Genomic DNA, 25,870 nt, shown 5'->3' with positions numbered 1-25,870 from the left:
GACGAACGACGGCGTCTATGCACGAAGTGATAAAAAGCGAAAACGATCACAAATTGCCCTGGATTGTGCTTTTCACGTCAGTGGTTAACAATGGCGGGCAGAATACGAGAGGAAAAACAGATGGCGAAGCAGGACGAACAGCGGCTCATGGTGAAAATTGCCACGCTCTACTATGTCGAAGGCAGGAAGCAATCCGATATTGCGCAGTTACTTAAGCTGTCCCAGTCGTTTGTTTCACGCATCCTGACCCGCAGTGTGAAAGAAGGCGTGGTGAAAATTAGCGTGGTTCCCCCCGCCAACGTTTTTCCTGAACTGGAAAAAGCGATCGAGCAAACCTATCAGTTACCTCAGGCCATCGTAGTGGATGTGGCAGAACAGGCTTCTGTCAGCGAAATTAAACAGGCGATTGGATCGGCAGCGGCTCACTATCTGGAGACGCGACTGCGCCCCGATGAACTGATCGGCATCTCTTCCTGGAGCGGCACCATTCGCTGTATGGTCGATGCGTTGCATCCGCTGAATGCCTCATGCAAAGGGGTGATTCAGCTCCTGGGCGGCGTGGGGGCGAACGGCAACGTGCAGGCGACTATCCTGACGCAAAACCTGGCCGCGCTGCTGAACTGTCCGGCCTGGCTGCTGCCTTCGCAGTCGATTGAACATTCGGTGAGCGACCGTCAGCGGCTGGCGGCCAATCCGGAGGTGGCCGAGGTGCTGAATAAGTTCGGCGAAGTAGACCTGGCGATTGTCGGCATCGGCGACCTGGAGCCGTCCGCCCTGTTGCGCAACTCCGGTAACTATTACGATGCAACCATGTTGCGCACGTTGGCAGCGCGCGGCGCGGTCGGCGATATCTGTCTGCATTATTTTGATGAACAAGGCCAGCCCGTGCTGCAGGCCGACGAAGATCCGGTGATTGGTATGGAGCTGGAACAGGTCAGACAGTGTCCGCAGGTGGTGGCGCTGGCGGGTGGCAAAGAGAAGGCCCAGGCGATTCGCGGAGCCCTGCGCGGCGGTTATGTCAATGTGCTGATCGTCGATTATCCGACGGCCCAGCTGCTGGTGGGTTAAGTGTTTTCTCCTCACCTTCTGTCAGGTGAGGAGAAAAAACGCGACTCAGCTGATAGCCCGGTAGGCCGTGGTGACTTTCCATAAGTAACGCGGTGCCTGAGCAGCCGGATGCTTGTTCTGCACGTGCTGGTAGAATTCGTCCGGCGTCATGGCGTTAATCATGGCAATCGCGCGGTCACGATCGCGCGAGAACGTGCGAAGCAATGCCCCGGCACCGTTAGCGTAAGAAACAATCGTGGCATAACGCAGCGTGAGTGGATCGCGGATGCCGGACAGCGCAGACTGCTGGAGGATTTTGATATAGGCGGTGCCGATCTCAATATTCCTGGCGGGATCGCGTAACTCAGCGGTGGTCGGTTGACCCCGGCGCCCCTGGGTGCGGTACACTTCACGTCCGGCCGTTGCCGCTTTGATTTGCATCAGCCCGACAGCATTTGAACGGCTGACCACGCCCGGATTTCCTCCGGATTCTACATTAATAATCGCGCTAATCAGTTTCTCATCCACCCCGTACTGGCTGGCCGCGCTTTCGGTAAAGAGTGACCATGTGCCCGAAATACGCGACGGCGGTGCCTGCGTCAGCGGTGTATTCTTCTCTTTAACATACGTATGCGGCGGTTCACTGGCACAGCCTGTCAGCAATAATGCTGAAATGACAAAGTAGCGAATTTTAAGCAATTTTTTATCTCGTCGCAGAAGTGGCGGAAGCTATCATACCTGGCAGGGTAAATTGCAAAATTACCGTTTATCCTAATTACAGTAGTCGGATGACTTATTGGCACTTTTTCGTCATTATCGTGACGTCTGTCACTGACTAATTTCAGGAATTTACTATGACGTCACGTTCAATCCGTCTTATCGCCCCTTCAGGTTATTGCCACAATCAGCCTGCAGCCCATCTGGGGGTTGAACGCCTGCGCGCAGCGGGGCACCAGGTTGACAATACGGGGGCAATCGCGCGGCGCTTTCAACGTTTTGCCGGTACGGATTCGGAACGCTTAGACGATATCAATGCGCTGGCCGATCTGGCGACCTTACCTGATATTGTGCTGGCAGTGCGCGGCGGCTACGGTGCCACGCGCCTGCTGCCCTCAATCAACTATGCCGCGTTACAGCGCCGCTTAGCGGACCAGCCGCTGGCACTGTGTGGCCACAGCGACTTCACCGTGATTCAACTGGCCTTACTGCAACACGCCGGAATAATCAGCTTCAGTGGGCCGATGCTGGCGGGCAACTTTGGCGCTGCGGTTTTATCCGAATTTACCCTGCAGCACTTTTGGCAGGCGCTGACATCACCTACAGTCAGTGTGAACTGGAAAAGTGACACGCCCGATAACGGTACCTGGCACGGTACGTTATGGGGAGGAAACCTGGCGATGATCAGCTCGCTTATCGGTACGCCGTGGATGCCGGCCATCACAGACGGCATTCTGGTGATTGAGGATGTGAATGAGCATCCGTTCCGGATTGAACGTATGCTGCTGCAGCTCCACCAGTGTGGGATTCTGGCGCAGCAACGGGCGATTATCACCGGCAGTTTCACCAGCACCGCCTTGTCCGACTACGATAACGGGTTTGACTTCGCCACGGTCTGGCAGTACCTCCGCGATCTGAGCGGTCTGCCCGTTATCAGCGATCTGGATTTCGGTCACGGCCCTGACACCGTGACCCTGCCGTTGGGTGCCAGGGCGACCTTAGCGGTACATCAGGGACAGGTCAGTTTACAGGCAAGCGGGCATCCCGTATTGCGCACATAACTGGAGTTGCAGGAGATCGACATTGAAGCCGCTGTATGACGATTTGTGGATCTCTACGCCGGAGTTTCCGGAAGACGATGCCGTCGATATCATGATGCATGGGTTTTTACTGCGCCATCCGCGCGGTAATTTACTGATTGGCCGGGTGGAAAATCCGCTCGATCATGAAGTGCTGGCCGATGAGAACGGCGTGATTCGCCATTATCTTACTCACTGGCATGAGTCTGCACCGGGCGCAGCGGTAATCCAGAAGCGTTTTAGCAGCGCGCTGTACTGTCACAGCCGCTCGCTCGGGCAAATCAGCCGCTTTGTGGAGCCGGACGATACTTTTACCCAGCAGGAAACCCATTTCGGTGATTTTCATCTGTTGCCCACGCCCGGCCATACGCCCGGCAGCTGCAGCTACCTCTACCATTCGCCGCAGGGGCCGACCTATTTATTTGTCGGGGATACGCTGACGCGTGATCATGACCGCTGGGTAACGGTGTTGGTACCCGACAGCAATCCTGCCGAACTGGCGGCGTCGCTGGAGCTTTACCGTAGCCTGCGTCCCGATGTGGTGCTGATGAGCACCACGCGTGGTCATCTGTCCTGGCAAAAGGTTACACTGCCCTGCTGGCTGGCCGCGATTGATGAGGCTGAGCAGCACCCGCTGGATTTGCGGCAGCAGGCGCTGCCCTCAGCATAGCGTTTTCGTCAGATAGTGACGCTGATGATGCATAATGTACTCGCCCAGCGTCAGCCGGACACGGTAACCCAGCTTTTCGTAAAACGGCTTTGCCTGAAAGCTGCCGGTATCCACCTGTGCAAAACGGCAGCCGCGCTGGCGGGCTTCCTGCTCAGCCGCCAGCACCAACTGGCGACCGGTGCCTTGCCCACGCAGCGCCTGTGCGACCCAGAGTAAATCAATGCGTAGCCAGTTGCCGGTGGTCGTGCCGGTCAATCCGGCCAGTTTCCTGCCCTGCGCATCGCAAATGAACAGCCCAAGGGGTTTAATCAGGTCAGCATCGTAAAACTGACTGTTCCAGGCATTCAGGCCCAGCCGGATTTCATCCAGATCCTTACTGCTCACCGTGTCAGTCAGGGTAATCTGCATTTATCTTCCTTATCGCTGCGTGTCAGGAGTCGTTGCGCTGGCGATCATCGTAGCGCTCAAGGCTCAGCGCATCGACCTCACGCGTCGTGGTACGGCGGCACGGGATCAGATCGTCGCTGTCATGGTAGACAAAGAAGGTGTCGAGATTGCTTTTGTTCACAATCAACTGATCGCCGTTGCGAAAGCGTGTAATCGCGACCTTGTCGCCGTTATCCGTGCGGGTTTGCAGCTGGCCTGCGGCAATCTGGAAATGCTGTTTCGGCCAGTAGAGCGTGCTGAGCCCATATTGCGCCCGCGAGACGGTCATAACGGGACGTCCGGGACACTGGATCTGAAACTCACTTTCGCTCCATGCGGATGCGCTGAAACCGGCGATCAGGCACAGGGCAAGACGGGCTGCTTTCATCTGATTCCTCCACTGAAAATAAGGGCGGCCACATGTCAGGTGGCGCTAAGACGCTGTAAGCAGGGGTAAAGCATCGCGCGGTGAGCGCGACCGCGCAATAAAAAACGGCACATCAGGCCGTAAGAGACGCGTGACTGGCTGCCGCCAGCGGGATGACACTCGCGCATGCGGATACCAGGCGCGACGGATGAAACTTACTCTGCCGCAACCTCCGCCGCGACCAGCATCAAGGCCAGACCGGCAGGTTCGTTGTCGAAACTGCTCATGACATCGCGGATTTCTGCCGCACAGGCAATCACCTGCTGCCTTTTCTCTGCGTCCAGCGCATCGATGGCATGGCGAATAATCATTAGACTGGCTTCTTCTTCTTTCATCTTTTATCCCTGAATTTGCTTAAGCGACGCGCAAAGATGGCAAGAATAACGTTTATTTGCACCGAAAGTCATCTTTTACATTCCCACTGCTTAACGATTGAACAAACGGCAAATCAACCCGGCGCGCGTAAACGCTATGATCATGTTATTTGTCGCGTTTCAGGCTAAAATCGATCATTCATTCTATGGACCGGGGCAGGAGCAGGCTATGTTGCGACCAGGATTTTTCATTTTTATGGCACTGCTCTCAGGCTGTTCCTCTTCGCCGAAAGGCGTGGAGTGTCCGGGCGACGTCAGCACAATTTACGGTCAGTCACTGGGGCAAACGCAGGGAACGGTATTCGATCTGGTCACCGCGTTCAGCGTCAGTCGGGATGGCGTAAACGTGCAGAGCGGGCCGCTTCAGTCGCTGGATCGCTTTCAGTATGTCCCGTCAGCGGTGACGTCTGAAGGTTACTACGCCCAGCGCCTGTCCGATAAACAGTTTCGTCTGATCAACCCTTATCAGGACACCATGATTACCTGGACCTGTCCGTAAAGCGGGCAATCCTGACACTGCGTGATATAGTGTCAGGAAACGTCAAGCGACAGGTCAGGCTCATCATGGAAAAACGGCTGGATAACAACGGTTATATTGATTTCCCGTTCCCTGCTACCCGCAATGCAGATGGCTCTGTTAATCCCTGCGGTATCGACCTGACCCTGGAGACAGAACGGCTGGACGAGATCGCCGTGATTCGTCACTCCCCTAACCTGCAACGTTTACTGGAAGAGGTGAATCTGCAGGAAGGCCTGTTTATGACCCTGGCCTGCGACTGGCAGCAGCAGGAAAACGCGGTATGCGGATTCATTGATATCGCCTTTCGGCCCGAACTCCTTCACTGTTCTCACAAGGAGGCACTCCAGCTAGAAGCCGCCTTTTATGACTATCTGAAGGAACAAGAGCAGCAGCACGCGCTGGCAGCCGACACGCTGGTGAACTTTGCCCGTTGTGTACTCGACTGGGGCTGGTCACCGCTACAGCAGCGCCAGCGCCATTATGAAAAAATCACGATTCAGTATTACTGCCAGCAGGCCGGGGATGCCGAGTGGTGCTTTGACCATCTGCGGCATTTTCTGGTGAGCTGGTATCCCAACACGCGATCCCATCCACGTCATCCCGTCAGGTGAAACAGCTGGTAATAATTTTCCTCGCCCGGCCCTTCGCGTGGTGGCGTTAACGCACGCTGCCCGCTTCATGCCCGTCTCTCCGCGCCTTCCGCCAGTCCGATGGCCATCACCAGGCGGAGTTTTCATCTGGTCAATTCCTCCCTGACAGACGATTAATGCGTCTAAACGCAGCACAGTGGCGAAGGTTTGCTACGCTTTAAATGACTGTGATAACCAAGGAGATGAAGCATGTCAGGAAAAATTGAAGATGCCGTAAAAGAAGTCGCCGGTGCCGCAGAGCAACAATGGGGTGAAGTCACCGATTCGCCGCGTCACCGCGCCCGTGGTGCAGCCCGCCGCTACACCAATCAGGCATCCTATGCCGCACGCGATGCCGCCGACTGCATCAAAGATCAGATGCAGTCTAACCCGTTTGCGGGTCTGGCGGTCGCGGCCGGTGTGGGCGTCGTACTGGGCTTCCTGCTCGGTCGTAAGTAAGTTCAAAACGGGGGCGTTTGCTCCCGTTTTTCCTTTATGTCAGCTCCCGCGTGTGGTCGTCTTTATTGAGTGTCATCAGGGCCGGGATGGAAACCAGTGCCGTTGCCATCATATACCAGGCCGGAATATCCAGATTGCCCGTCTGCTTAATCAACCCTGTAATAATTAAACCCGCACAGCCGGAAAACACCGCATTGGATAACGCATAGGCGACACCCAGCCCGGTATAACGTACCGTTGTTGGAAACATTTCCGCCAGCATTGCAGGCCCCGGCCCGGCGAGCAAACCAACCAGTCCCCCCGCTATCAGCACCACCAGCGCTTTTAGCAGCAAACTCACGCCATCCGCCTGCACTATTTTCAATAGCGGCATCGCCATAAGCAGCAGGAGTACGCTGGCGCTAACCATGACACGACGCCGACCAACGCGATCACTGACGATGCCCGCCGGGATAATTGTCGATGCGAAGCCCACATTGGCGATCACGGCAATCAGCAGCGCCTGATTCATACCGGTATGTAGCGCCGACTGCAAATAGCCGGGCATGATCACCAGACAGGTATAGCCTGCGGAGGACCACAGCATGACGCGCGCGATCGCCAGGAAAATAATTTTTATCGTCTGGCGCGGTGCAGCCCTGACGCGCTGCTGTTGCTGGCGTACAAAGTCCGGCGTTTCTGTGATTGCCAGACGCAACCATAGCGCAACCAGGCCCAGCGGTAACGCCAGCCCAAACGGAATGCGCCAGCCCCATGCCAGCATCGCCTGCGGGCTGAGCAGCCAGGACAGCAGCGCCACCAGCCCCACGCCGGCCAACAGGCCAAACGCCACGGTCAGCGACTGCCAGGCACCATAGCGTCCACGTTGACCGCGCGGCGCAAATTCGGTCATCAGCGCCACCGCCCCGCCATATTCGCCGCCGACAAATAACCCTTGCAGGATACGCAGTGCCGTAAGCAGCACGGGCGCGAGAATGCCCGCCGTCGCATAGGTGGGAATTAACCCGATAGCGGTGGTCGCCAGCGTCATCAATATCAGGACGGTAATCAGGACAGGCTTGCGGCCCAGGCGGTCGCCCAGTCGGCCAAACACCAGGGCGCCAAGGGGGCGAAAAAAGAACGCAATGGCAAAGGACGCCCAGGTCAGGATCAGGCCACTCAGCGCTGACTCGCCCTGAAGCTGAAAAAAATTGTGCGCAATAATTGTGGCGAGGAAACCGTAGATGGCAAATTCATACCATTCGATAAAGTTGCCTACCGCACCCGCGATCAGAGCGCGTTTTGGGTGTTTTACGGGTGAAAGAGGCGTTTCCATTCAGGGTTCCTCCGGGATTTATGCAAAATCAGTACGGCGTTGACAGTGAGAGTATAGAATTTCAGCCGATACGATTTTGTCTCCCGGACGAAAATAATCACATCACACCCTGGCGCCCTGCCCTGCGCGCAGTGCCGACAGCAATATACCGCTGGACACTGTACGTAAAGAGTTGCTGCGTCATCAGGACATTCGGCCAGCCGGGCGTGAAGTTTCTTACCCGTTGAATATTTTACGCATCACAGTACGTAAAGCGATGAATGCCTGGCAGGACGGGAGCATTCGCGCGGCTAAGGCACGCACACTGGAATAGTCGCTAAACGCGCCGCAGGGCTTTACGCAGCAGGTCGTGTCAGGGGGAAAAACCGAATACCGCGTGGCAGCAAAACGCCGGATGCAAAAACCCACCAGACAGCAGACACAGCCTGGCTGTCTGTTATAGCCTGGGGCTATGGCTCGCGGGTATAACGTTGCGCATCTTCCGCCATGCGGCCCGACGGCTCAGCCTTTAGCGCCGACTGTTCACGTCAGGCAGACAACGAGCTGTCAACGGCATTCCCTCGGCCTTTCCGTTCTGAATCCTAAACCAATAAGCCGGCCAAACACGAAGCGCAGAAACGGGAATTTACGCATCATGGCGGGCATCTTACTTTGCCCGCTGGCACGTGGCTTGTTGCTGCTCATTTTAATTTGCAGGAACTGGGTCGCCACGGTAGGAAACTGACGGCGTTTCTGGACCTTATGGAGATCGCTTAACTTCAGCGTTCCCCTGCGCAGTGGTCGCGTTAACAGGTTCGCCGCCGCCACCGCATCCTGAATCGCCAGATTAACCCCAACCCCGCCGATCGGTGACATAGCATGCGCCGCATCGCCAATGCACAGCACGCCCGGTTTTGCCCACTGATCCAGACGATCTATCCGGATAGACAACAGTTTGAGTTTTTCCCAACTGTCGACCTCCGCCAGACGTGAAGCGGCAAAGGGCGAAACCGCCGCAATAGTGTCTTTAAGCGCATCCAGCCCCTGCGCCTGTAAGGCCTCAAACTGGCCTTTGGGAATGGTAAGACCACACTGCCAGTAATCCCCTCGATCAATGACGATAAAATTGTTGCGCGGGCCGGTATGGCCCATGCCGGTCAGCGGATCGTCGGGCTGTTTATTGAGGTGGAACCAGAGAACGTCGCGCGGCGCCCCGAAATGCTGGCTGCTGAGCCCGGCCTGGGCACGAATAACGGAATCCCGTCCGTCCGCTCCCACCACCAGACGGGCGCGAATTTCCATTGGCTGGCCTGCCTGCTCCGCCAGTACGCCGCACACCTGACCATTCTCGGTGATCAACTGACGACAAACGGTCGATTTAAGCAGTGTAAAACCTGAAAACTGCGCGCTTTTCTCCGCCAGAAAATTCAGAAAGTCCCACTGCGGCATAAAGGCAATAAAGCGGCAACGCACCGGCAGGCGGGAGAAGTCGGCCATCGTGACCTCTTCACCGCCCATTTCTGCCTGCAGTTTTTCGACACGCTGATGCGGCAGCGTGAGCAGCGCATCAAGTAAGCCCAGATGGTGCATGATTTGAAGGGTGGAGGGATGAATGGTATCGCCACGAAAGTCGCGCAGAAAATCAGCGTGCTTCTCCAGCACTACCACCTGCAACCCTGCGCGGGCCAGGAGATAAGCCAGCATTAACCCTGCCGGACCGCCGCCAATGATACAACAGTCGGCGCTGTCGTGTTTTGAAGATGACATAGTGACTCCCTCATACTGTATCTGGTGAGTCTAAGCCAGTATCGACGATATTCGTACCGAAGGAATGTGGGGCTATTCAGATCGCCGTCGGAAAAAGCTGCATACGCTGGCCGATCAGGTTTCAGGTTCTGACTGTTTTATCTCAACCAGCACCAGCGGGCATTTTTTGACCTGACAGGCATGATGGTAAGCCAGTGAACAGACCGCACAGTAATCGGCCGAGTCGGAAGAGTATTCGTACTCCTGAAAGTAACGGAATCCGCCTCTGTCATCATTGGCACGCGCACTGTAGAACGCGTGGTCGGCAAGCTGCGCATCCAGTTGTCTGAATGTCAGCGCGTTAGGATTGTGGTAACCCACTTTAATACGATATGTCGTCATGCAGACATCATCATCGCCAGCGCACCTTCCCGCAAATTGTTATCGTTGTTGATTGTGATAGATGGAGGTTATCGAAACAGCGCCTGCAAACGATACGGTACTGCGGTGTTTACACCGCTTGCGTTTCACAAAACAGGGAGAACAGTTGCTCTCCCGATTAACGGACTGGATTGACAGGCAGCTATACACTAAATGCAACTTTCCATTCACATCCCACCCTTAACTTCATAATAAAAAAGTCAAGACATCATTACATTGTCAAGCTTAATAAATAAATGCCATCTGTCTGTAAGTAGACACAACAGGACAAAAAAATCCTGACTAATTCGTGCATTATTGCGCAAATATTAAATACAACAACAAAAAGCTAGCATTTTAAAAACAACAAACACAGAGCCTTATCATATCCATATTGCTTTTTTATAAAATTAAAATCACAGCAAACTACGTGTAGAGTGAGATAAAAGTCATACGCACCACATTTTTATCTTAAAGTGCGATAGTTTTTTTGATCGCGCCGGTGGAATTAACCGAAAATTCCTGGAGAAAACAAAATCGTCTTAACTTGCTACAAGTCACGTGCTTCTTTAGTTCAAAATAAATTGCACAACTGTGGGAGGAATCGCGTTTTTGTAGACACAGAAATGAAAGAGCCCATCTTCGGAATATTCCCTGCATAAAACGCGAGTCATCTGGCCAACACATTGAATCAGAAGATTTAATGATGATATGGTTATCACACCTTCCTAAACGAGCAGCAGGACCGGCTTATGCGAAGGATTACGCGAGAAAGCATTTATTGCTTTAGTTGTCGATACCGATGTGAATTGGCCAGCGAGCTAACAGAAGAAATTAAACGTTGCCCGATCCAGAAAGTGTCCATTTGGCCCGCAAAGAATTATTTCTTAATGAATGGCGTTTTATCCCTGGTGGCGGGACGATATGAAAGTTTATTTATTAAAGGCTGCATGTTTGTTGATTTTTCATCACATAACATCCGTTTTTTCACCAACCATAACTGGCTGGACTATTTAAAATCACCGGGGTTAATCATCATCCTGGTTTGCGATCGCCGACTGGCGTCCCTCGCAGCCTTCTGGAAAAAACAGGACAAAAGCATCAATACGGTGATCTATCCGGGAACGGGGATCACCGAGATGAAAAAATCAATAAACGCATGTTATTACGGTTTAAAAGGAGGTGAAAAAAAAGGTGTTAATCCGTTAACCAGCGATGAGGTTAATTTTCTGGAACTGGTGAGTCATGGATTATCTCTGGGTGAAATTTCAGAAAAAATGCGCCTTGGCGTAAAAAAGATTTATTGCATAAAAGATTCAGTGCGCCGCAAGACGGGAACCAGCCTGAATCAGTTGTTCTCCAGTTAATAATGTAAAAGGAAAATACAATCATGTTAAATACTAAGGCTATGATCTTACCTCTGTTAATCAGCACGGCTCTGGTATCAGGACAGGCACTGGCAAATTCTGCTAACACTATTAACTTTCAGGGCGAAGTGAGCGATGAAACCTGTTCAGTAAGTGTGAATGGTAATGAAAGCGCCCCGCTTGTACTCATGCCAACCGTGGCCGTGAATGAATTAGATACGAGCGGAAAAGTTGCCGGTAAGACGGACTTCTCCGTGTCCATCAGCGGCTGTACCGGGTCCACAAATTCCACCCGTGTATCCACCGTGTTTGTGGGTAACAATGTGAGTGCTGCCGGTAACCTGAAAAACAGTGGCAATGCCGAAAACGTCGAAATCCAGTTGCTGGATCCGGCAGGTAAAGAAATTAATTTAACCAGCACCTATACCGGTGACGGTGATTTGACCCTGAGCTCAGGCGAAACCGAAAAATCAGCGACCTATTCTGCCCAGTATCTGGCTACTGATGTAGCCACTGCGGGTACCATCAGCGCTTCACTTCAGTATGCCGTGACTTATCAGTAATCCTTACCCGGTGCACTCCCATAAAGCGGAGTGCACAATAAATGATTGAGAACCTGTCTATGTTTATTCGCCAACACTTATTTGCTTTAAAAGTTTCGCTGGCATTAGTTCCGGCATTATTACTTCCCATTTGTGCTAATGCCAGCGTGACGATTATGGGCAGTAGGATTATTTATCCTGAACAGGCGCGCTCAGTAGATGTGCAGTTTAAAAATAATGATGCTATTCCTTATGTTATTCAGAGCTGGTTTGATAACGGCAATAAAGATTCCCAGCCGGATGGCCAGGTAAACACGCCTTTTATCATAACGCCGCCGGTATTTCGCATTCAGCCTAAAGCCGGACAAATTGCCAAGATAATATTAAACAATGCCGTCTCACAAGCCTAGGATCGTGAATCCGTTTACTGGTTCAATACACTTCAGATTCCGCCTTCTAATATCGCCAAAGATAACGCGCAAAATGCAATGCTGGTGGTATTACGTAACCGCATGAAGGTGTTTTATCGCCCTAAAAGCATTGGCGCGCCTAAAAATATCCTTAAAGGTATAAAGGTCACATCCTTCTATCATGCGAATAAGGGTATGGGTATTGAAATTGATAACCCCCAACCCTGGCACGCTTCATTAGTAGACGTTGTATTAAAAGTGGGTAATCAGTCTTTAAAGCGAGATGCGGATATGGTTTCACCCTTTTCGCGGCAAACTTACTGGTTCAATAACAGTAAACGCCTTAAGGGCTCAGGGGTGATTACAGTCTCGGCAGTTAATGATCAGGGAGCTAAAATCAGTGAAAACTTTACGGTTGAAGTTAATTAGTCCGAAACTCATAGCTTTTACCGTGTCGGCCTGTTTCTCTTACGGTGTATGCAGCGAAGAATATTATTTTGACTCCTCGCTTTTTCAAGGGGCGACATTTGGGAAAAACCTCGAACAATTCAATCAAAATGAAATTGCGCAGGGAAATTACCTGGTTGATATTTACCTCAATAGTAAAATGATTAAATCTGGGGTAAAAATAAACTTCAGGAAATTTAACGACCAGGGCGGAGTAGAACCTTGTCTGTCTGAAGAAATCGTAACGCTATTGCAAATAAAAACCCTGCGCACCGGACAACCGACAGCATCTTGTCGGCCTTTATCCGGCTGGACAGAAGCGGGCAGCTGGCGTTTCGATCAGGCATCGCTTCGTTTGCACTTTACATTACCTATGGCAAGCCTGAACCGGACTCCGCGTGGCTACATCCCCGTATCGGAATGGGATGAGGGCGTTACGGCATTATTTTTGCGCCACAACACCAATTTCACCTGGTCAGAAAATCGCTCGTCAAATTACCGATATGAATATTTGTGGAGCGGAATAACGGCAGGCACCAATCTGGAAAAATGGCAGTTCCGTCATCAGGGCAATATGCGCTATTTGCGTAACAGCAGAACCGGAAGCCGTTACCAGTACAACCAGGTCAGAAGCTGGGTCCAGCGGCCTTTAGAGGGGATAAACAGTCAGCTTGCTTTAGGTGATAACTACACCAGTAACTCCCTCTTCGGTAGCCTTGCATTCAACGGTATCAAACTCGCCTCTGATGAACGCATGTGGCCACAGGGCAAACGGGGTTATGCACCAGAAGTTCAGGGTGTTGCCACTTCCGATGCCCGCGTTATCGTGCGTCAGCTTAATAACGTGATCTATGAGACAAGCGTTCCCCCCGGCCCTTTTGTCATTGATGACCTGTATAACACCAGCGGTCAGGGAGACCTTGAGGTTGAGGTCATCGAAGCTAACGGTAAGCGTTCTACCTTTACGGTGCCCTACTCTTCTGTACCGGATTCTGTTCGTCCAGGAAACTGGACATACGGTCTGGCGCTGGGACGTGTACGTCAGTATTACAGCGTAGAAAACACGTTTTTTGAAGGCGTCTTACAGCGCGGCATCAGTAACCGCTTCACAGCGACGGCCGGTTCACGCCTCGCAAAAGATTATCAGGCATGGCTGGCAGGCGGTGTATGGGGTTCACCGGTCGGTGCTGTAGGTATGAACACCATTTTTTCACAAGCACGCGTTGAGCAAAACAAAAAAACGACCGGCTGGCGTGCCGAACTGAGCTACAGCAAAACCTTTGAAACCGGGACAAATCTGGTTTTAGCCGCTTACCGTTATTCCACCAGCGGTTTTCGCGATCTGCAGGACGTTTTGGGCGTCAGAAGGCAGAATGACACAGGTATCAGCTACTACTCCGATTCGATGAACCAGCGTAACCGGTTATCCGCAACCCTGGGGCAGTCATTTGATGACGTCGGTATGTTTACCCTGAGCGCCAGCACAGCCGATTACTACAACAATAAATCCCGCATCACTCAGTTGCAGCTTGGCTATAACAACAACTGGAAAAAGATCAGTTACGGCTTCAACGTCGCACGTCAGCGCACGACCTGGAATACAACGCGATCCGATCTGGATCTCTTCAATCGCCAGGACGACACTCGCGCGCAACGTTATACCGAAAACACCTTTTCCTTTAATATCTCAATGCCTCTTGCCTGGAACAACACCTCTTCTGTTTCCTATTACTATAACCAGTCAAAACAAACACGTAGCTCATCGCTGTCCCTGTCAGGATCGGCGGGTGACAACAATGATATTTCTTATTCTGTCTATGGCGGCAGTGAACATTATCGCAATGGCAATAGTGGACAGGCACTGAACTTCGGCGGAAACGTTCAGCAAAATACGCGTCTGGGCGCTGTTCGCGCCAACTATGGTCAGGGCGAAAACTATCGTCAGGCTGGGCTGGGGGCATCCGGCACCGTGGTGCTTCACCGGGGCGGCATTACACTTGGCCCATACAGCAGTGAGACATTCGCCCTGGTTCAGGCCGATGGCGCACAGGGCGCGCTGGTACGAAATGGTCAGGGAGCTGTCATCGATCGCTTTGGCTATGCCATTTTGCCCTCACTCAGTGCCTATCGCGAAAATAACATCAGTCTGGACACGCTGGACATGAATGCCGATGCCGAACTGAGCGGCGGTAGTCAACGTGTGGTCCCCTATGCGGGGGCTGTTGTACGGATAAATTTCGCCACCATCAAAGGCAAAGCTGTCTTGATCTCGCTCACCAGTAATGCGGGGGAAACGCCCCCTATGGGCGCTGAAGTTCGTGATGCCGACAACACGGTTATTGGTGTCGTCGGTCAGGGTGGTCAGCTTTATGCACGTGTCCCCCACGACTCCGGCACACTTAAAGTCAGTTGGGATAACGATGGTCAACAAACCTGCCTGGTGAATTATCAAATTACCGGAAAGCAAGACGGTCACCTGATCCAGCTTACCGGCTTATGTAATAAGGAGTAGCGCGTGTTCACAAGAATCCTGCTTTTGTTAATCACTACCCTACTGGTACCGCTTCCACTTCTGGCGAATTGCACAAAGGTCACGAGTCAGGGCCAGCTTTCCCAGGCCGCTAAAGATGCCGGCTATACCGCAAAGGGATGGGAAGGTGCCTGTGATGAGTGCACAGGGCGGCTGGCATTGCCTGCAATCATCAATATCAATTCGGGCAAGCTGTTTCAGCCCTCGGGGACGTTGCTGGCCAGTGCGGTCGGCCATCCGCTCAACAACCCGATGAGGGATGCGTTTACGCCGAATCAGATTCTGTACCGCTGCGACATGGGTGATGCGGATAAACTCTTTGAAATGTATTCCACGAATGGCGACAGAGAAGAAGCCGGTAAATATGCCACCAGCGAGGTTGAAGGCGCTTATTTTGATAAGTTCAAAAATGTGGCGGTCAGACTGACCAACCTTACCACGGGTGAATATTACAGCCGCTACTGGAAAGCACGGCAGCTTAGTGCCAGCGACTGGTATACCGATGGGCAAAAAATCTACATCCCGGCCAGTATATTTAGCAGTGTGCTCTACGAAATATTTAAAATCGATGAAGGTAAACATTACGTCAATAGTGACAACTATTATTTTGAGACAAACAATCAACCCCGCGGATATATTGCATTTAAAGGTCCTGGACTGGAAAGTAATAATCTTTATCCCGGTGCGGATCATTCCACGGTGTGGAATGGCTGGCACTATGACTGGCCTGTTGGCTGGAGTTCGTGGAAGACAGTCACCTATGTTCGCGGCGCAGCCTGCGAGGTGTACGATTACCCCGCGGTCGTCTCTCTGCCATTAACCAGCGTGGGTGTTTTAGCCGCTGGAGGCAGCAGCCAGGCACCTTTTTCCATTACCCTCCGCTGCGAGACCGGGGCAACGTCCGGGATCAAGAATTCCACTGTGACATCAGCCAACGTCGCAATGGGTTTTCTGGTAAATCAGCCTCGGGCCGTGGCAATGGCTCAGACGCTGGGCCTGACCACCAGCAGCGGTGGATTAACCTGGCTGCTCGACACAAACTATGGCGACAATAACGGCGGTTCGGCCTCTGGTGTAGGGATAAAAATTTACAACAGTGCGGGTGCCGCACTCAACCTGTTGCCCGATATAAGCAGTACCGGCACAGGCAATACGCGTGGATGGTATGCTTATAAAGATTTAACCACACTTACGTCATCAGACAACGGTGAGATCTACAGCGGCGATTTTACTGCCTCCCTTGAGGCTATTCCCGGACAAGTTATCACTTCAGGAACCGTTAATGCACAGTTACAAGTGGTGGTCAGTTTTCAGTAGCAGCCTGTATTTACTCACGGCGTTATTGTCAACGCAGGCAGTTGCCGTTGTAAACATTGATAAAACCCGCATTATTTTCAATGCCAACGAGATTGCGCAATCCGTCAATCTGGTCAACAGTGAAAACAGCCCTGCCGTTTTACAAATCTGGACAGATGACGGCGATATCTATGCCCCGCCAGAGAAGAGCAAAACACCGGTCATGGCTATGCCGCCGGTCTTGAAAATGCAGCCCGGCGAATTACGCTCTATAAAGCTGATGCTGACCTCACGCGCTGGCTTGCCCCCCGGGAAAGAAACCCTGTACTGGCTGAATATCTACCAGATACCGGCGCTCAAAAAATCTGACAACCAGCGCGATAAAAAAGTCGTTCTGCCGCTGCGTATTCGCCTGAAGGTTTTTGTACGTCCGACAGGGCTGGGTGCCCCCCGGCCGGAAGATGCACAAAAACTACGCTTTACCCGACAAAGCCAGCAAATCATGATTTCTAACCCTACGCCCTGGTATATGAGCCTGAACGCGAAAGTGGAAAAAGCGGTATTGAGAAATATTATGGTCGCACCGCTGTCTGATATTGTGGTTCCCGTCACCACTTCCGTTAATCCCGGTGCAAACGTCGAATATGAAGTGATTGACCAGAACGGTAACGTTGAGAAACATCGCAGCACGCTTCGCGCGACTGTTGGGAAGTAGCCGAATTACCTATTTCTGGCACAAAGAGAGTTGATATGGAACGCTGATGAGGCACTGAAATGCAGTGCCTCTGACAAGGTTCGTTCTTCAATGAAGCGCAGTTTTTATCTGTTTAATTTTTCGTAAGCGGGCAAAACACAGCATTCAACTGGAAACTTCCATATTCGATATTATCTCTCTCATCTTCTTCGTTTTCATACACCATAATTTCCATAATTGCCTCGGTAAACAGATAGCCATTAATGGGCAAAATAAACATGTTTTCATTAATTATACCGTCCTCGACAAGATTATGGTAAATTTTAACATTCTCCTTTTGATACTCCAGGAAGTCGCCGACAGTGTCGAACCTGTCAGCCGTAGTTCCATAAGGAAAAATATTTCGCGTACCGTTGTAGTTAATGAATACGTATCCAGGGCTGACAAATGGACCACCGGACCAGTGTATTATGCCGGTATCGCATCCGACCCGATAAAGGCGCATCGCTACCTTGTATTTTTTTTGCGCCTCCGTAACGTCCGGATTGATTTCTACTGCCCCCATAGAAAGAATATCTCCGGGCTGATGACCGTTCAGACTCCATGGGATCATTTTTGCATTTCTGAAAAACCACATATATCGCTCCTTTGTGTTATTTTAAATTCACTCTGAAAAATTTAACGACCATAACTGTGAATGTCTTTTGATTTGCTAATCATGATTGAAATCAGACAGCGCACAAGCAATACTCCACGGTCAAACCGTTGAGTTATCAATTCTTGATTTAAAAGTGGCACCTGCTGTGACATATCAGCCATTCACTTTGAATGCCATCAATTCATGTATATCATCGCTGATTAAGTTTCTCTGTCGTTGAATAAGTTTGGGAAAGGGGTAAAAACTTCACCCAATCAATCTACATCATCACCTTATGAGTTTATTGTTCAAAATCAGTAAAACTGTCAACCAGTCGAAATTAAACCTTAATATTTCAATGAAAAACCCATGAAGCAAAACCATTATAAGTCAGTTACCCATCTAAGCATTTATTTAGAAAATGGCTTTACTAAAAATAGCAAAACAGCCATATCGGATAGCTTACAGCCCATGCATGAAGTGCAGTTTTATTTAAATATATATCCGTTTAAATTTCCGAAAAAAATAACAGCGACCTGTTTAAACTGAGGAGGAACTGACATTACGGCAGCCTTGAAATGCAATACAAGGTCAATATGAAAGAGGTAAAGATGACAGAGAAGAGATGAGGATTTTATGCCTGCCCGATTACAGTATGACCGGCGCATCACGTTCTTGCCCTGGATGGGGCTATTTCATGAAAGAAGGAGTGAAAATTTAACCGTTACGCGTCATCAATTACGATCGCTGAACGGATAGATGAGACTAAGCGTCGAAAGGGGTTATGAAGATCTTAAGGTTATATCGCGAGCGTTCATGTCTGTTTCATTCCCGTTATTTCTTCCGGCGATACGCTTCGTAGAACGCGATTCATATCTACGGTAATGCGGACGCGATAGAGACTCACACAGCGTTGTAACACTGTGTGGTCCGGCTACGGCGATAAACGTACAGACCGTGCCGGGCCCCCGAGACAGGATGACTACGCTGAAAGATTACGTTCAACAGCGGCTAAAACGTCATCACAACGAATCGCACGTAGCCCCGCATGTGATTCTGCAGGGCGCAATACCTGATGCATTGTGCTGTCCTGAACAGGCGCAGCGCCATCAATCGCATTCTGATCACTGAACAACGCCACGGTCGGCGTTTGCACGGCCACAGCCAGATGTAAGGGGCCGGTATCGCCCACCACCAGCGTTTTAAAGCCGCTGATCTTTTCCGCCAGTTGAATGAGGTTTGTGGTGCCCGCCACATTTTTGACCCGCTCACTGGGCACTTTCATGCCGTCAATGATGCGTTGGTTCAGGGCCTTTTCGCCCGGAGCACCTACAAGTTCAATGGTCAGATCATCATGTCGGGAAATTAAGGTATCGATGAGCTGTGAATAATAGCTGTCAGGCCAGCATCGCTCCATACTGGATGCGCCAGCATGAATACCAATGACCGGCGCGTGATTAACCTGACGCTTGAAAGGCGCCGGAATAAACATGGCTTCTGAGGGCATCGGAATACCGACAGCACTCAACAGGTCTTTTTTCTGACGGATAAGATGAATATTGCCGTGCTTTCGGTTGTCATGAAACGCGGACAAACAATTTTCCAGAATAAATTTTTCTTTGCCCTGGTAGTCCGCGTAATAAACGTCTTTCAGTATGTAGTCAGACCCGGCCAGCGAGGCGGCAACAATGTCATAGGGTGCGCGCGAATGCAGGATAAAGGTCGCTTCAACCTGCTCTTTACGCAGCGATTTGACCAGTTGCATCATACCGCCGATTTTTCCGTCCCAGTATAATATCTTGTCAATCAGGGGGCTTCCTTCCACCAGCGCAAGATTACGTGGCTGAATCACCATGATGATTTTGGCATCGGGCCAGCGATCTTTTATCGCGCCAATAGCGGGCGTGTTAAACATGAAATCGCCAAGTGCCGTGTTCGAAATAATTGCGATGCTTTTGAGATCATGGTGCTCAGAAAAGCGGTCAATTTTTTTGACGCGATAACCCGTCAACCTCCATAGCGACAGGAACAATCTGGCGGCTTTTTGCTTTGCGATTTTACTCATAAGTGGTCCTGACTGACGCCTCATTATCCTTACTGTGCCCCTGCCCCTTTTACGTGTGGTCAAGGCAAGAAGCGCATGTTTCTTAGTCACGCAGACTGGCGGAAAACTGCGGGCGCAGTATATAGCATAAAACGTGAAGGGCGAAGCCAGCGTTCCCCTCGGACGGCGTTTTATCGGCAACGCCACATGCAGCCGTTCATCCAACCTCGCTTTCAATAAAAAACGGGAACCAACCGGCTCCCGTTCTCGTTTAACCCAAATTCTGGATTACATATTCGCGATAATCGCGTCACCAAACTCTGAACATTTCAGCAGCTTAGCGCCATCCATCAGACGTTCGAAGTCATAGGTCACGGTCTTGGCAGCGATTGCGCCTTCCATGCCTTTAACAATCAGGTCTGCGGCTTCGAACCATTCCATATGACGCAACATCATTTCAGCGGACAGAATCACGGAACCTGGGTTCACTTTATCCTGACCTGCGTACTTCGGTGCCGTACCGTGGGTGGCTTCGAACAGCGCACATTCGTCACCGATGTTTGCGCCTGGTGCAATACCGATACCGCCAACCTGCGCCGCCAGGGCGTCAGAGATGTAGTCACCGTTCAGGTTCATACAGGCGATAACGTCATATTCTGCCGGACGCAGCAGGATTTGCTGCAGGAAGGCATCGGCGATCACGTCTTTTACGATGATCTCTTTACCGGTGTTTGGATTTTTAAATTTCATCCATGGGCCGCCATCGATCAGCTCGCCGCCGAACTCGTCTTTCACTAACTGGTAACCCCAGTCTTTGAAGGAGCCTTCGGTGAACTTCATGATGTTGCCTTTGTGTACCAGCGTCAGTGAATCACGATCGTTAGTGATGGTATATTCCACTGCTGCACGGACCAGGCGCTTGGTGCCCTCTTCCGAACACGGTTTAACACCGATACCGCAGTTTTCTGGGAAGCGAATTTTCTTCACGCCCATTTCTTCACGCAGGAATTTGATGACTTTATCCGCTTCTGGCGTGCCCGCTTTCCATTCGATACCGGCATAGATATCTTCGGAGTTTTCGCGGAAGATCACCATATCCGTGTCTTCAGGACGTTTTACCGGGCTTGGTGTACCGGTGTAGTAGCGCACCGGACGCAGGCAAACGTACAGATCCAGTTCCTGACGCAGCGCAACGTTCAGAGAACGGATGCCGCCGCCAACTGGCGTGGTCAGTGGGCCTTTGATCGCTACGCGGTATTCTTTAATTAAATCGAGGGTTTCTTGCGGCAGCCAGACATCCTGACCGTAGAGTTCAACCGATTTTTCACCGGTATAAATCTCCATCCAGGAGATTTTACGCTCGCCGTTGTAGGCTTTTTTCACAGCGGCATCAACCACTTTCAGCATCACTGGTGACACATCAACGCCGATACCATCCCCTTCGATGTAAGGGATAACCGGGTTATTTGGGACAACCAGTTTACCTTGATTCAGGGTGATTTTCTGACCTTCCGCCGGAACAACTACTTTGCTTTCCATTAACCTCTCCTTCGAGCGATTTTTTGTTAATGATTTGTAAGATGCGCGTCAATACTACTTGAATATTCACGCCACGCCAATCACCGCAATTTCGCGTTATAATGCGCTGAATGTTCCAGACTGCAAAGCGTATGCGAAAAACTAATCAGACTTCTCATCCAAATAAACGATTCAGCCGACAAACACGTTCTGTGCATCGCAAGGCGTCCTCGCCGCCTGCCGTCCGCCGCGTGCTTCTGTTCAACAAACCCTTCGATGTTCTGCCGCAATTTACCGATGAAGCCGGCCGCCGCACCCTCAAAGATTTTATCGACGTGAGTGACGTTTACGCGGCGGGCCGACTCGATCGCGACAGCGAAGGACTGATGGTCCTGACTAACGATGGCCCGCTACAGGCGGCGCTGACGCAGCCCGGCAAGCGCACCGGCAAGATTTACTATGTGCAGGTGGAAGGCGCGCCTGAGGAAACCGATCTACAACCTTTGCGCGATGGCGTTAATCTGAAAGATGGCCCGACGTTACCGGCTGGCGTCGAAAAAGTGGCTGAGCCCGACTGGTTGTGGCCGCGCCAGCCGCCGATTCGCGAGCGCAAAGCCATTCCAACACAGTGGCTGAAAATAACGCTTTTTGAAGGACGCAACCGTCAGGTCAGACGTATGACGGCCCATATTGGCTTTCCAACCCTGCGTCTGGTGCGCTATGCCATGGGCGAGTTTACGCTGGGCGATTTGGCCCCGGGTGCCTGGCGCGATATCAGCGCACAAGATTGACTGCCATTATCATTTCCATAACTTTAAGTTAACAATTCAGGAGGATCGATGTTTAAACCGCATGTCACCGTCGCGTGCCTGGTGCAGGCTCGGGGTGCATTACTGGTCGTTGAAGAACGCGTCAACGGCATCGCCACCTGGAACCAGCCTGCCGGTCATCTTGAAGCCGATGAAACGCTGCATGAAGCCGCATCACGGGAATTGTTTGAAGAGACCGGCATTCGGGCCGAAATGCAGTATTTTATCGGCATAAACCAGTGGATCGCCCCGGATAATACGCCTTTTGTGCGGTTTCTGTTTGGCGTGGATCTGGACGATATCCAGCCAACGGCTCCGCAGGACAGCGACATTGATTGCTGCTGGTGGGTCGCGCCAGAGCAGATTCTGTCGGCCTCTAACCTGCGTTCGCCCCTGGTTGCCGAAAGCGTACGCCGCTGGCAACAGGGCGTACGCTATCCGCTCGACCTGATCAGCCCGTTCAACTGGCCGTTTCATGAAGGTGCGCACCCGCGTTCAGCGTGATAGAATGCGCCGCCTGTTTTACTGTTTTGCGAGCTTGTGATGTCTGATAACTGCCAGAAAAAAGTGATCGTCGGAATGTCCGGCGGCGTCGATTCTTCCGTTTCCGCCTGGTTACTGCAACAGCAGGGCTATCAGGTTGAAGGCCTGTTCATGAAGAACTGGGAGGAAGACGATGGCGAGGAATACTGTACCGCCGCTGACGATCTGGCGGATGCGCAAGCCGTGTGCGACAAGTTAGGTATTAAACTGCACAAAGTGAACTTTGCGGCAGAGTACTGGGACAATGTCTTTGAACACTTCCTGGAAGAGTACAAAGCGGGCCGCACTCCCAACCCCGATATCCTGTGTAATAAAGAAATCAAATTTAAGGCGTTTCTGGAGTTTGCCGCAGAGGATCTGGGTGCAGACTTCATCGCCACCGGGCACTATGTCCGCCGTCAGGATATCGATGGCCGCAGCCACCTGCTGCGCGGTCTGGATGGTAACAAAGACCAGAGCTATTTCCTTTACACACTCAGCCACCAGCAAATCGCGCAGAGCCTGTTCCCGGTCGGCGAGCTGGAAAAGCCTGAAGTGCGTCGCATCGCTGAACAACTTGAGCTGGTGACGGCGAAGAAAAAAGACTCCACCGGCATTTGCTTCATTGGTGAACGCAAGTTTACCGAATTCCTCGCGCGCTACCTCCCTGCCCAGCCGGGTGAAATTGAAACCGTCGACGGACAGATTGTGGGTGAGCACCAGGGCCTGATGTATCACACGCTCGGCCAGCGTAAAGGGCTGGGCATTGGCGGTCTTAAAGAAAGCAAAGACGATCCCTGGTACGTCGTTGATAAAGATGTGGCGCGCAACCGCCTGATCGTGGCGCAGGGCGGCGACCATCCCCGACTGATGTCAGTGGGTCTGATTGCCCAGCAGTTACACTGGGTTGATCGTCAGCCGCTAACCGCACCGCTGCGTTGTACGGTGAAAACCCGCTACCGTCAGACCGATATCCCCTGCGAAATTATCCCGCACGGCGAGGATAAAATTGAAGTCCGGTTTGATGAGCCCGTTGCTGCGGTCACGCCGGGTCAGTCTGCGGTGTTCTACCTTGATGAAGTCTGCCTGGGTGGCGGTATCATCGAAGAACGTTTGCCTTGGGTTGCCGCATAAGACCGGTGCGAATAACGCGTAAACAGGAGTAACCGTGGCAAAAAACTATCAGGACATTACCTTTGCACTGGCGGGCATTTGCCAGGCGGCCCATCTGGTGCAGCAGTTAGCCAATCAGGGACATTGTCAGCCGGAGGCGCTGACGGTGTCACTGCGCAGCGTACTGGACCTGAATCCTCCCTCGACCCTGGCGGTATTTGGTAACAACGAAGCCAACCTGCGCCTGGGGCTGGAAACCCTGATGGCCGTGCTGAACAGCACGCAACGTCAGGGCGCTGGTGCCGAACTGACCCGTTACACGTTGAGCCTGATGGTACTGGAGCGCAAGCTCAATGCGAACAAGCAGGCTATGAACACCCTGGCCCAGCGTATCAGCCAGCTCGATCGTCAGCTGGCGCATTACACGTTGGAATCCGACACTATTCTGAGCGCCATGGCGGGCATTTATGTCGATGTGATTAGCCCGCTCGGCCCACGTATTCAGGTAACCGGATCGCCGGCAGTGCTACAGAATTCCCTGCTACAGAGTAAAGTTCGCGCCACGCTGCTGGCCGGCATTCGTGCCGCCGTGTTGTGGCAACAGGTTGGCGGAGGCCGACTGCAGCTGATGTTTTCGCGCCAGCGTTTACTGCGCGAAGCCAAATCGATTTTATCCCGCCTGCCATTGACTTACTGAGTCAGTGAGGCAAACACCGTTAAATGAATCAGGAGTTGCACTGATGGAATTATCCTCTCTGACCGCCGTCTCACCTGTCGATGGTCGTTACGGCGATAAAGTCAGCCCGCTGCGCGCAATTTTCAGCGAATTTGGTTTGCTGAAGTTCCGCGTTGAGGTTGAAGTTCGCTGGTTACAAAAACTGGCTGCGACCGCAGAGATCAAGGAAGTTCCTGCATTTGATGCTGACGCAAACGCTTTCCTTGACGAGATCGTCGCCCGTTTCAGCGAAGCAGACGCCGCACGCATCAAAACCATTGAGCGCACCACCAACCATGACGTGAAAGCGGTTGAGTATTTCCTGAAAGAAAAAGTGGCGGATGTGCCCGCCCTGCATGCAGTGTCGGAATTTATTCATTTTGCCTGCACCTCTGAAGACATTAATAACCTTTCCCATGCGTTGATGCTGGAAACAGCACGCCGCGATGTCATTCTGCCTTACTGGCAGCAGCTGATCGCCGCCATAAAAGGCCTGGCGCAGGAATACCGTGATATTCCCCTGCTGTCTCGCACGCACGGCCAGCCCGCTACGCCATCGACTATGGGTAAAGAGATGGCCAACGTAGCCTACCGCATGGAACGTCAGCTGCGTCAGCTGTCGCAGATTGAAGTGCTGGGCAAAATCAACGGCGCCGTGGGCAACTACAACGCGCACATTGCGGCGTACCCGGAAGCCGACTGGCACCAGCTGAGTGAAGAGTTTGTTACCTCGCTGGGCATCACCTGGAATCCCTATACGACGCAAATCGAGCCGCACGACTACATTGCCGAGCTGTTTGACTGTATCGCCCGCTTTAACACCATCCTGATCGACTTTGATCGCGATATCTGGGGTTATGTGGCACTCAACCACTTCAAACAGAAAACCGTTGCGGGTGAAATCGGCTCGTCGACCATGCCGCATAAAGTAAACCCTATCGATTTTGAAAACTCGGAAGGCAATCTGGGCCTGGCCAACGCGGTCATGCAGCATCTGGCCAGCAAACTGCCGGTTTCCCGCTGGCAGCGTGATCTGACCGATTCTACCGTGCTGCGTAACCTGGGTGTCGGCGTAGGCTATGCGCTGATCGCCTATCAGGCCACCTTAAAAGGTATTTCAAAACTGGAAGTGAACCGCGAGCGCCTGCTGGATGAACTGGATCACAACTGGGAAGTGCTGGCCGAGCCGATTCAGACCGTGATGCGCCGTTACGGCATCGAAAAACCGTACGAGAAGCTGAAAGAGCTGACCCGCGGTAAACGTGTTGACGCCGCAGGCATGCAGGCCTTTATCGACAGCCTGGCGCTGCCTGAAGAAGAAAAAACCCGTTTAAAACAGATGACCCCGGCAAATTATCTTGGCCGTGCGATTCAAATGGTTGATGATCTGAAATAATATCCCTTCTGCAGACCGGTTC

General features: G+C 52.0%; 26 protein-coding genes and 1 pseudogene. 17 read left to right on the top strand and 10 right to left on the bottom strand.

Going from position 1 to position 25,870, the window contains the following annotated elements:
• Nucleotides 1-120: 120 nt before the first annotated feature.
• The gene (locus C7434_RS03575; RefSeq protein ID WP_133745138.1) at nt 121-1,068 is read left to right on the top strand and encodes a sugar-binding transcriptional regulator; all 948 of its coding nucleotides are present in this window, start codon (nt 121-123) and stop codon (nt 1,066-1,068) included.
• Between the two features lie 45 nt (nt 1,069-1,113).
• Here C7434_RS03575 and emtA read toward each other — a convergent pair whose 3' ends face one another.
• Nucleotides 1,114-1,746, bottom strand: coding sequence for a membrane-bound lytic murein transglycosylase EmtA (gene emtA / locus C7434_RS03570; RefSeq protein WP_006119712.1), 633 nt, complete (start codon nt 1,744-1,746; stop codon nt 1,114-1,116).
• 155 nt (nt 1,747-1,901) lie between these two features.
• Here emtA and ldcA point away from each other — a divergent pair, with 155 nt between their 5' ends.
• Complete coding sequence (gene ldcA, locus C7434_RS03565) at nt 1,902-2,825, top strand: muramoyltetrapeptide carboxypeptidase (protein ID WP_033737519.1); 924 nt, start codon at nt 1,902-1,904, stop codon at nt 2,823-2,825.
• Nucleotides 2,826-2,847: 22 nt separating this feature from the next.
• Entirely contained in the window at nt 2,848-3,513 is a 666-nt protein-coding gene (locus tag C7434_RS03560) for an MBL fold metallo-hydrolase (RefSeq protein WP_033737520.1), read from the top strand.
• Here the strand turns inward: C7434_RS03560 and C7434_RS03555 are convergent.
• The 3 genes from C7434_RS03555 to C7434_RS03545 form a co-directional block, all read right to left on the bottom strand.
• Nucleotides 3,505-3,921: a GNAT family N-acetyltransferase gene (locus tag C7434_RS03555; protein ID WP_006119715.1), complete on the bottom strand. Its 417-nt coding sequence runs from the start codon at nt 3,919-3,921 to the stop codon at nt 3,505-3,507. The two genes, C7434_RS03560 and C7434_RS03555, sit on opposite strands and share 9 nt — an antisense overlap.
• Nucleotides 3,922-3,943: 22 nt before the next feature.
• Nucleotides 3,944-4,327: a hypothetical protein gene (locus C7434_RS03550; RefSeq protein ID WP_033737521.1), complete on the bottom strand. Its 384-nt coding sequence runs from the start codon at nt 4,325-4,327 to the stop codon at nt 3,944-3,946.
• A gap of 194 nt (nt 4,328-4,521) precedes the next feature.
• The gene (locus C7434_RS03545; protein WP_006119718.1) at nt 4,522-4,701 is read right to left on the bottom strand and encodes a hypothetical protein; all 180 of its coding nucleotides are present in this window, start codon (nt 4,699-4,701) and stop codon (nt 4,522-4,524) included.
• A 208-nt stretch (nt 4,702-4,909) separates the two neighbouring features.
• Between C7434_RS03545 and C7434_RS03540 the strand changes: the two genes are divergently transcribed.
• The 3 genes from C7434_RS03540 (at nt 4,910) to C7434_RS03530 (ending at nt 6,348) form a co-directional block, all read left to right on the top strand.
• A complete protein-coding gene (locus C7434_RS03540; protein WP_033737760.1) occupies nt 4,910-5,239 on the top strand; it encodes a hypothetical protein in 330 nt (109 codons plus the stop codon).
• A gap of 65 nt (nt 5,240-5,304) precedes the next feature.
• Nucleotides 5,305-5,871, top strand: a complete 567-nt coding sequence (locus C7434_RS03535; RefSeq protein ID WP_033737522.1) for a hypothetical protein — start codon at nt 5,305-5,307, stop codon at nt 5,869-5,871.
• A 228-nt stretch (nt 5,872-6,099) separates the two neighbouring features.
• A complete protein-coding gene (locus C7434_RS03530; protein WP_006119721.1) occupies nt 6,100-6,348 on the top strand; it encodes a DUF883 family protein in 249 nt (82 codons plus the stop codon).
• Between the two features lie 34 nt (nt 6,349-6,382).
• Here C7434_RS03530 and C7434_RS03525 read toward each other — a convergent pair whose 3' ends face one another.
• The 3 genes from C7434_RS03525 to C7434_RS03515 all read right to left on the bottom strand — a co-directional run bounded on the left by C7434_RS03525 (nt 6,383) and on the right by C7434_RS03515 (nt 9,790).
• Nucleotides 6,383-7,663 (bottom strand): MFS transporter, encoded by a 1,281-nt coding sequence (locus C7434_RS03525; protein ID WP_133745137.1) that lies wholly within the window; start codon nt 7,661-7,663, stop codon nt 6,383-6,385.
• A 546-nt stretch (nt 7,664-8,209) separates the two neighbouring features.
• A complete protein-coding gene (locus tag C7434_RS03520; RefSeq protein WP_033737524.1) occupies nt 8,210-9,409 on the bottom strand; it encodes an FAD-dependent oxidoreductase in 1,200 nt (399 codons plus the stop codon).
• 114 nt (nt 9,410-9,523) lie between these two features.
• Nucleotides 9,524-9,790 (bottom strand): hypothetical protein, encoded by a 267-nt coding sequence (locus tag C7434_RS03515; RefSeq protein WP_033737525.1) that lies wholly within the window; start codon nt 9,788-9,790, stop codon nt 9,524-9,526.
• A 908-nt stretch (nt 9,791-10,698) separates the two neighbouring features.
• On the opposite strand from C7434_RS03515, the gene C7434_RS03510 reads away from it, so the two are divergent.
• The 6 genes and pseudogenes from C7434_RS03510 to C7434_RS03485 all read left to right on the top strand — a co-directional run bounded on the left by C7434_RS03510 (nt 10,699) and on the right by C7434_RS03485 (nt 17,115).
• Nucleotides 10,699-11,175 carry a hypothetical protein gene (locus C7434_RS03510; protein WP_226374480.1) on the top strand — a complete coding sequence of 159 codons (477 nt, stop codon included), beginning with the start codon at nt 10,699-10,701 and terminating at the stop codon, nt 11,173-11,175.
• Nucleotides 11,176-11,198: 23 nt separating this feature from the next.
• Entirely contained in the window at nt 11,199-11,738 is a 540-nt protein-coding gene (locus C7434_RS03505) for a fimbrial protein (RefSeq protein WP_039341028.1), read from the top strand.
• A gap of 59 nt (nt 11,739-11,797) precedes the next feature.
• Nucleotides 11,798-12,556: pseudogene (locus tag C7434_RS03500) on the top strand (fimbria/pilus periplasmic chaperone).
• A complete protein-coding gene (locus tag C7434_RS03495; RefSeq protein ID WP_033737527.1) occupies nt 12,528-15,086 on the top strand; it encodes a fimbrial outer membrane usher protein in 2,559 nt (852 codons plus the stop codon). Before C7434_RS03500 ends, C7434_RS03495 begins: the two are co-directional and overlap by 29 nt.
• 3 nt (nt 15,087-15,089) lie before the next feature.
• Nucleotides 15,090-16,421: a fimbrial usher protein StbD gene (stbD, locus tag C7434_RS03490; RefSeq protein ID WP_050504706.1), complete on the top strand. Its 1,332-nt coding sequence runs from the start codon at nt 15,090-15,092 to the stop codon at nt 16,419-16,421.
• Nucleotides 16,387-17,115 carry a fimbrial assembly chaperone gene (locus C7434_RS03485; RefSeq protein WP_033737528.1) on the top strand — a complete coding sequence of 243 codons (729 nt, stop codon included), beginning with the start codon at nt 16,387-16,389 and terminating at the stop codon, nt 17,113-17,115. The genes stbD and C7434_RS03485 overlap by 35 nt, the downstream gene beginning before the upstream one ends.
• A gap of 112 nt (nt 17,116-17,227) precedes the next feature.
• Here C7434_RS03485 and C7434_RS03480 read toward each other — a convergent pair whose 3' ends face one another.
• From C7434_RS03480 to icd, 3 genes are all read right to left on the bottom strand, one after another.
• The gene (locus C7434_RS03480) at nt 17,228-17,731 is read right to left on the bottom strand and encodes a hypothetical protein (protein ID WP_133745136.1); all 504 of its coding nucleotides are present in this window, start codon (nt 17,729-17,731) and stop codon (nt 17,228-17,230) included.
• A gap of 982 nt (nt 17,732-18,713) precedes the next feature.
• Nucleotides 18,714-19,796, bottom strand: a complete 1,083-nt coding sequence (locus C7434_RS03475; protein WP_033737531.1) for a glycosyltransferase family 9 protein — start codon at nt 19,794-19,796, stop codon at nt 18,714-18,716.
• A gap of 267 nt (nt 19,797-20,063) precedes the next feature.
• A complete protein-coding gene (icd, locus tag C7434_RS03470) occupies nt 20,064-21,314 on the bottom strand; it encodes an NADP-dependent isocitrate dehydrogenase (RefSeq protein ID WP_033737532.1) in 1,251 nt (416 codons plus the stop codon).
• Nucleotides 21,315-21,424: 110 nt separating this feature from the next.
• On the opposite strand from icd, the gene rluE reads away from it, so the two are divergent.
• The 5 genes from rluE to purB are packed head-to-tail and all read left to right on the top strand — an operon-like array spanning nt 21,425 to nt 25,848.
• On the top strand, nt 21,425-22,084 hold the full coding sequence (gene rluE / locus C7434_RS03465; RefSeq protein WP_033737533.1) for a 23S rRNA pseudouridine(2457) synthase RluE: 660 nt from the start codon (nt 21,425-21,427) through the stop codon (nt 22,082-22,084).
• Between the two features lie 48 nt (nt 22,085-22,132).
• Nucleotides 22,133-22,606 (top strand): NUDIX hydrolase, encoded by a 474-nt coding sequence (locus tag C7434_RS03460; RefSeq protein WP_033737534.1) that lies wholly within the window; start codon nt 22,133-22,135, stop codon nt 22,604-22,606.
• A 39-nt stretch (nt 22,607-22,645) separates the two neighbouring features.
• A complete protein-coding gene (gene mnmA / locus C7434_RS03455) occupies nt 22,646-23,758 on the top strand; it encodes a tRNA 2-thiouridine(34) synthase MnmA (RefSeq protein WP_033737535.1) in 1,113 nt (370 codons plus the stop codon).
• 34 nt (nt 23,759-23,792) lie between these two features.
• The gene (gene hflD / locus C7434_RS03450; protein WP_033737536.1) at nt 23,793-24,434 is read left to right on the top strand and encodes a high frequency lysogenization protein HflD; all 642 of its coding nucleotides are present in this window, start codon (nt 23,793-23,795) and stop codon (nt 24,432-24,434) included.
• A gap of 43 nt (nt 24,435-24,477) precedes the next feature.
• Entirely contained in the window at nt 24,478-25,848 is a 1,371-nt protein-coding gene (gene purB, locus C7434_RS03445; protein WP_033737537.1) for an adenylosuccinate lyase, read from the top strand.
• Nucleotides 25,849-25,870: the final 22 nt, after the last annotated feature.

Source organism: Pantoea sp. PNA 14-12 (assembly GCF_004364735.1).
Lineage (GTDB): Bacteria > Pseudomonadota > Gammaproteobacteria > Enterobacterales > Enterobacteriaceae > Pantoea > Pantoea stewartii.
The sequence above is the reverse complement of the archived record's forward strand: the minus strand, read 5'-3'. Positions and strand labels throughout refer to the sequence as shown.

What these genes read in the sequence shown, in the direction of transcription:
- C7434_RS03575 (WP_133745138.1), top strand. Translation starts at nt 121, where the DNA reads ATGGCGAAGCAGGACGAACAGCGGCTCATGGTGAAAATTGCCACGCTC.
- ldcA (WP_033737519.1), top strand. Translation starts at nt 1,902, where the DNA reads ATGACGTCACGTTCAATCCGTCTTATCGCCCCTTCAGGTTATTGCCAC.
- C7434_RS03555 (WP_006119715.1), bottom strand. Translation starts at nt 3,921, where the DNA reads ATGCAGATTACCCTGACTGACACGGTGAGCAGTAAGGATCTGGATGAA.
- C7434_RS03550 (WP_033737521.1), bottom strand. Translation starts at nt 4,327, where the DNA reads ATGAAAGCAGCCCGTCTTGCCCTGTGCCTGATCGCCGGTTTCAGCGCA.
- C7434_RS03545 (WP_006119718.1), bottom strand. Translation starts at nt 4,701, where the DNA reads ATGAAAGAAGAAGAAGCCAGTCTAATGATTATTCGCCATGCCATCGAT.
- C7434_RS03540 (WP_033737760.1), top strand. Translation starts at nt 4,910, where the DNA reads ATGTTGCGACCAGGATTTTTCATTTTTATGGCACTGCTCTCAGGCTGT.
- C7434_RS03535 (WP_033737522.1), top strand. Translation starts at nt 5,305, where the DNA reads ATGGAAAAACGGCTGGATAACAACGGTTATATTGATTTCCCGTTCCCT.
- C7434_RS03530 (WP_006119721.1), top strand. Translation starts at nt 6,100, where the DNA reads ATGTCAGGAAAAATTGAAGATGCCGTAAAAGAAGTCGCCGGTGCCGCA.
- C7434_RS03525 (WP_133745137.1), bottom strand. Translation starts at nt 7,663, where the DNA reads ATGGAAACGCCTCTTTCACCCGTAAAACACCCAAAACGCGCTCTGATC.
- C7434_RS03520 (WP_033737524.1), bottom strand. Translation starts at nt 9,409, where the DNA reads ATGTCATCTTCAAAACACGACAGCGCCGACTGTTGTATCATTGGCGGC.
- C7434_RS03515 (WP_033737525.1), bottom strand. Translation starts at nt 9,790, where the DNA reads ATGACGACATATCGTATTAAAGTGGGTTACCACAATCCTAACGCGCTG.
- C7434_RS03510 (WP_226374480.1), top strand. Translation starts at nt 10,699, where the DNA reads ATGAATGGCGTTTTATCCCTGGTGGCGGGACGATATGAAAGTTTATTT.
- C7434_RS03505 (WP_039341028.1), top strand. Translation starts at nt 11,199, where the DNA reads ATGTTAAATACTAAGGCTATGATCTTACCTCTGTTAATCAGCACGGCT.
- C7434_RS03485 (WP_033737528.1), top strand. Translation starts at nt 16,387, where the DNA reads ATGCACAGTTACAAGTGGTGGTCAGTTTTCAGTAGCAGCCTGTATTTA.
- C7434_RS03480 (WP_133745136.1), bottom strand. Translation starts at nt 17,731, where the DNA reads ATGTGGTTTTTCAGAAATGCAAAAATGATCCCATGGAGTCTGAACGGT.
- C7434_RS03475 (WP_033737531.1), bottom strand. Translation starts at nt 19,796, where the DNA reads ATGAGTAAAATCGCAAAGCAAAAAGCCGCCAGATTGTTCCTGTCGCTA.
- icd (WP_033737532.1), bottom strand. Translation starts at nt 21,314, where the DNA reads ATGGAAAGCAAAGTAGTTGTTCCGGCGGAAGGTCAGAAAATCACCCTG.
- rluE (WP_033737533.1), top strand. Translation starts at nt 21,425, where the DNA reads ATGTTCCAGACTGCAAAGCGTATGCGAAAAACTAATCAGACTTCTCAT.
- C7434_RS03460 (WP_033737534.1), top strand. Translation starts at nt 22,133, where the DNA reads ATGTTTAAACCGCATGTCACCGTCGCGTGCCTGGTGCAGGCTCGGGGT.
- mnmA (WP_033737535.1), top strand. Translation starts at nt 22,646, where the DNA reads ATGTCTGATAACTGCCAGAAAAAAGTGATCGTCGGAATGTCCGGCGGC.
- purB (WP_033737537.1), top strand. Translation starts at nt 24,478, where the DNA reads ATGGAATTATCCTCTCTGACCGCCGTCTCACCTGTCGATGGTCGTTAC.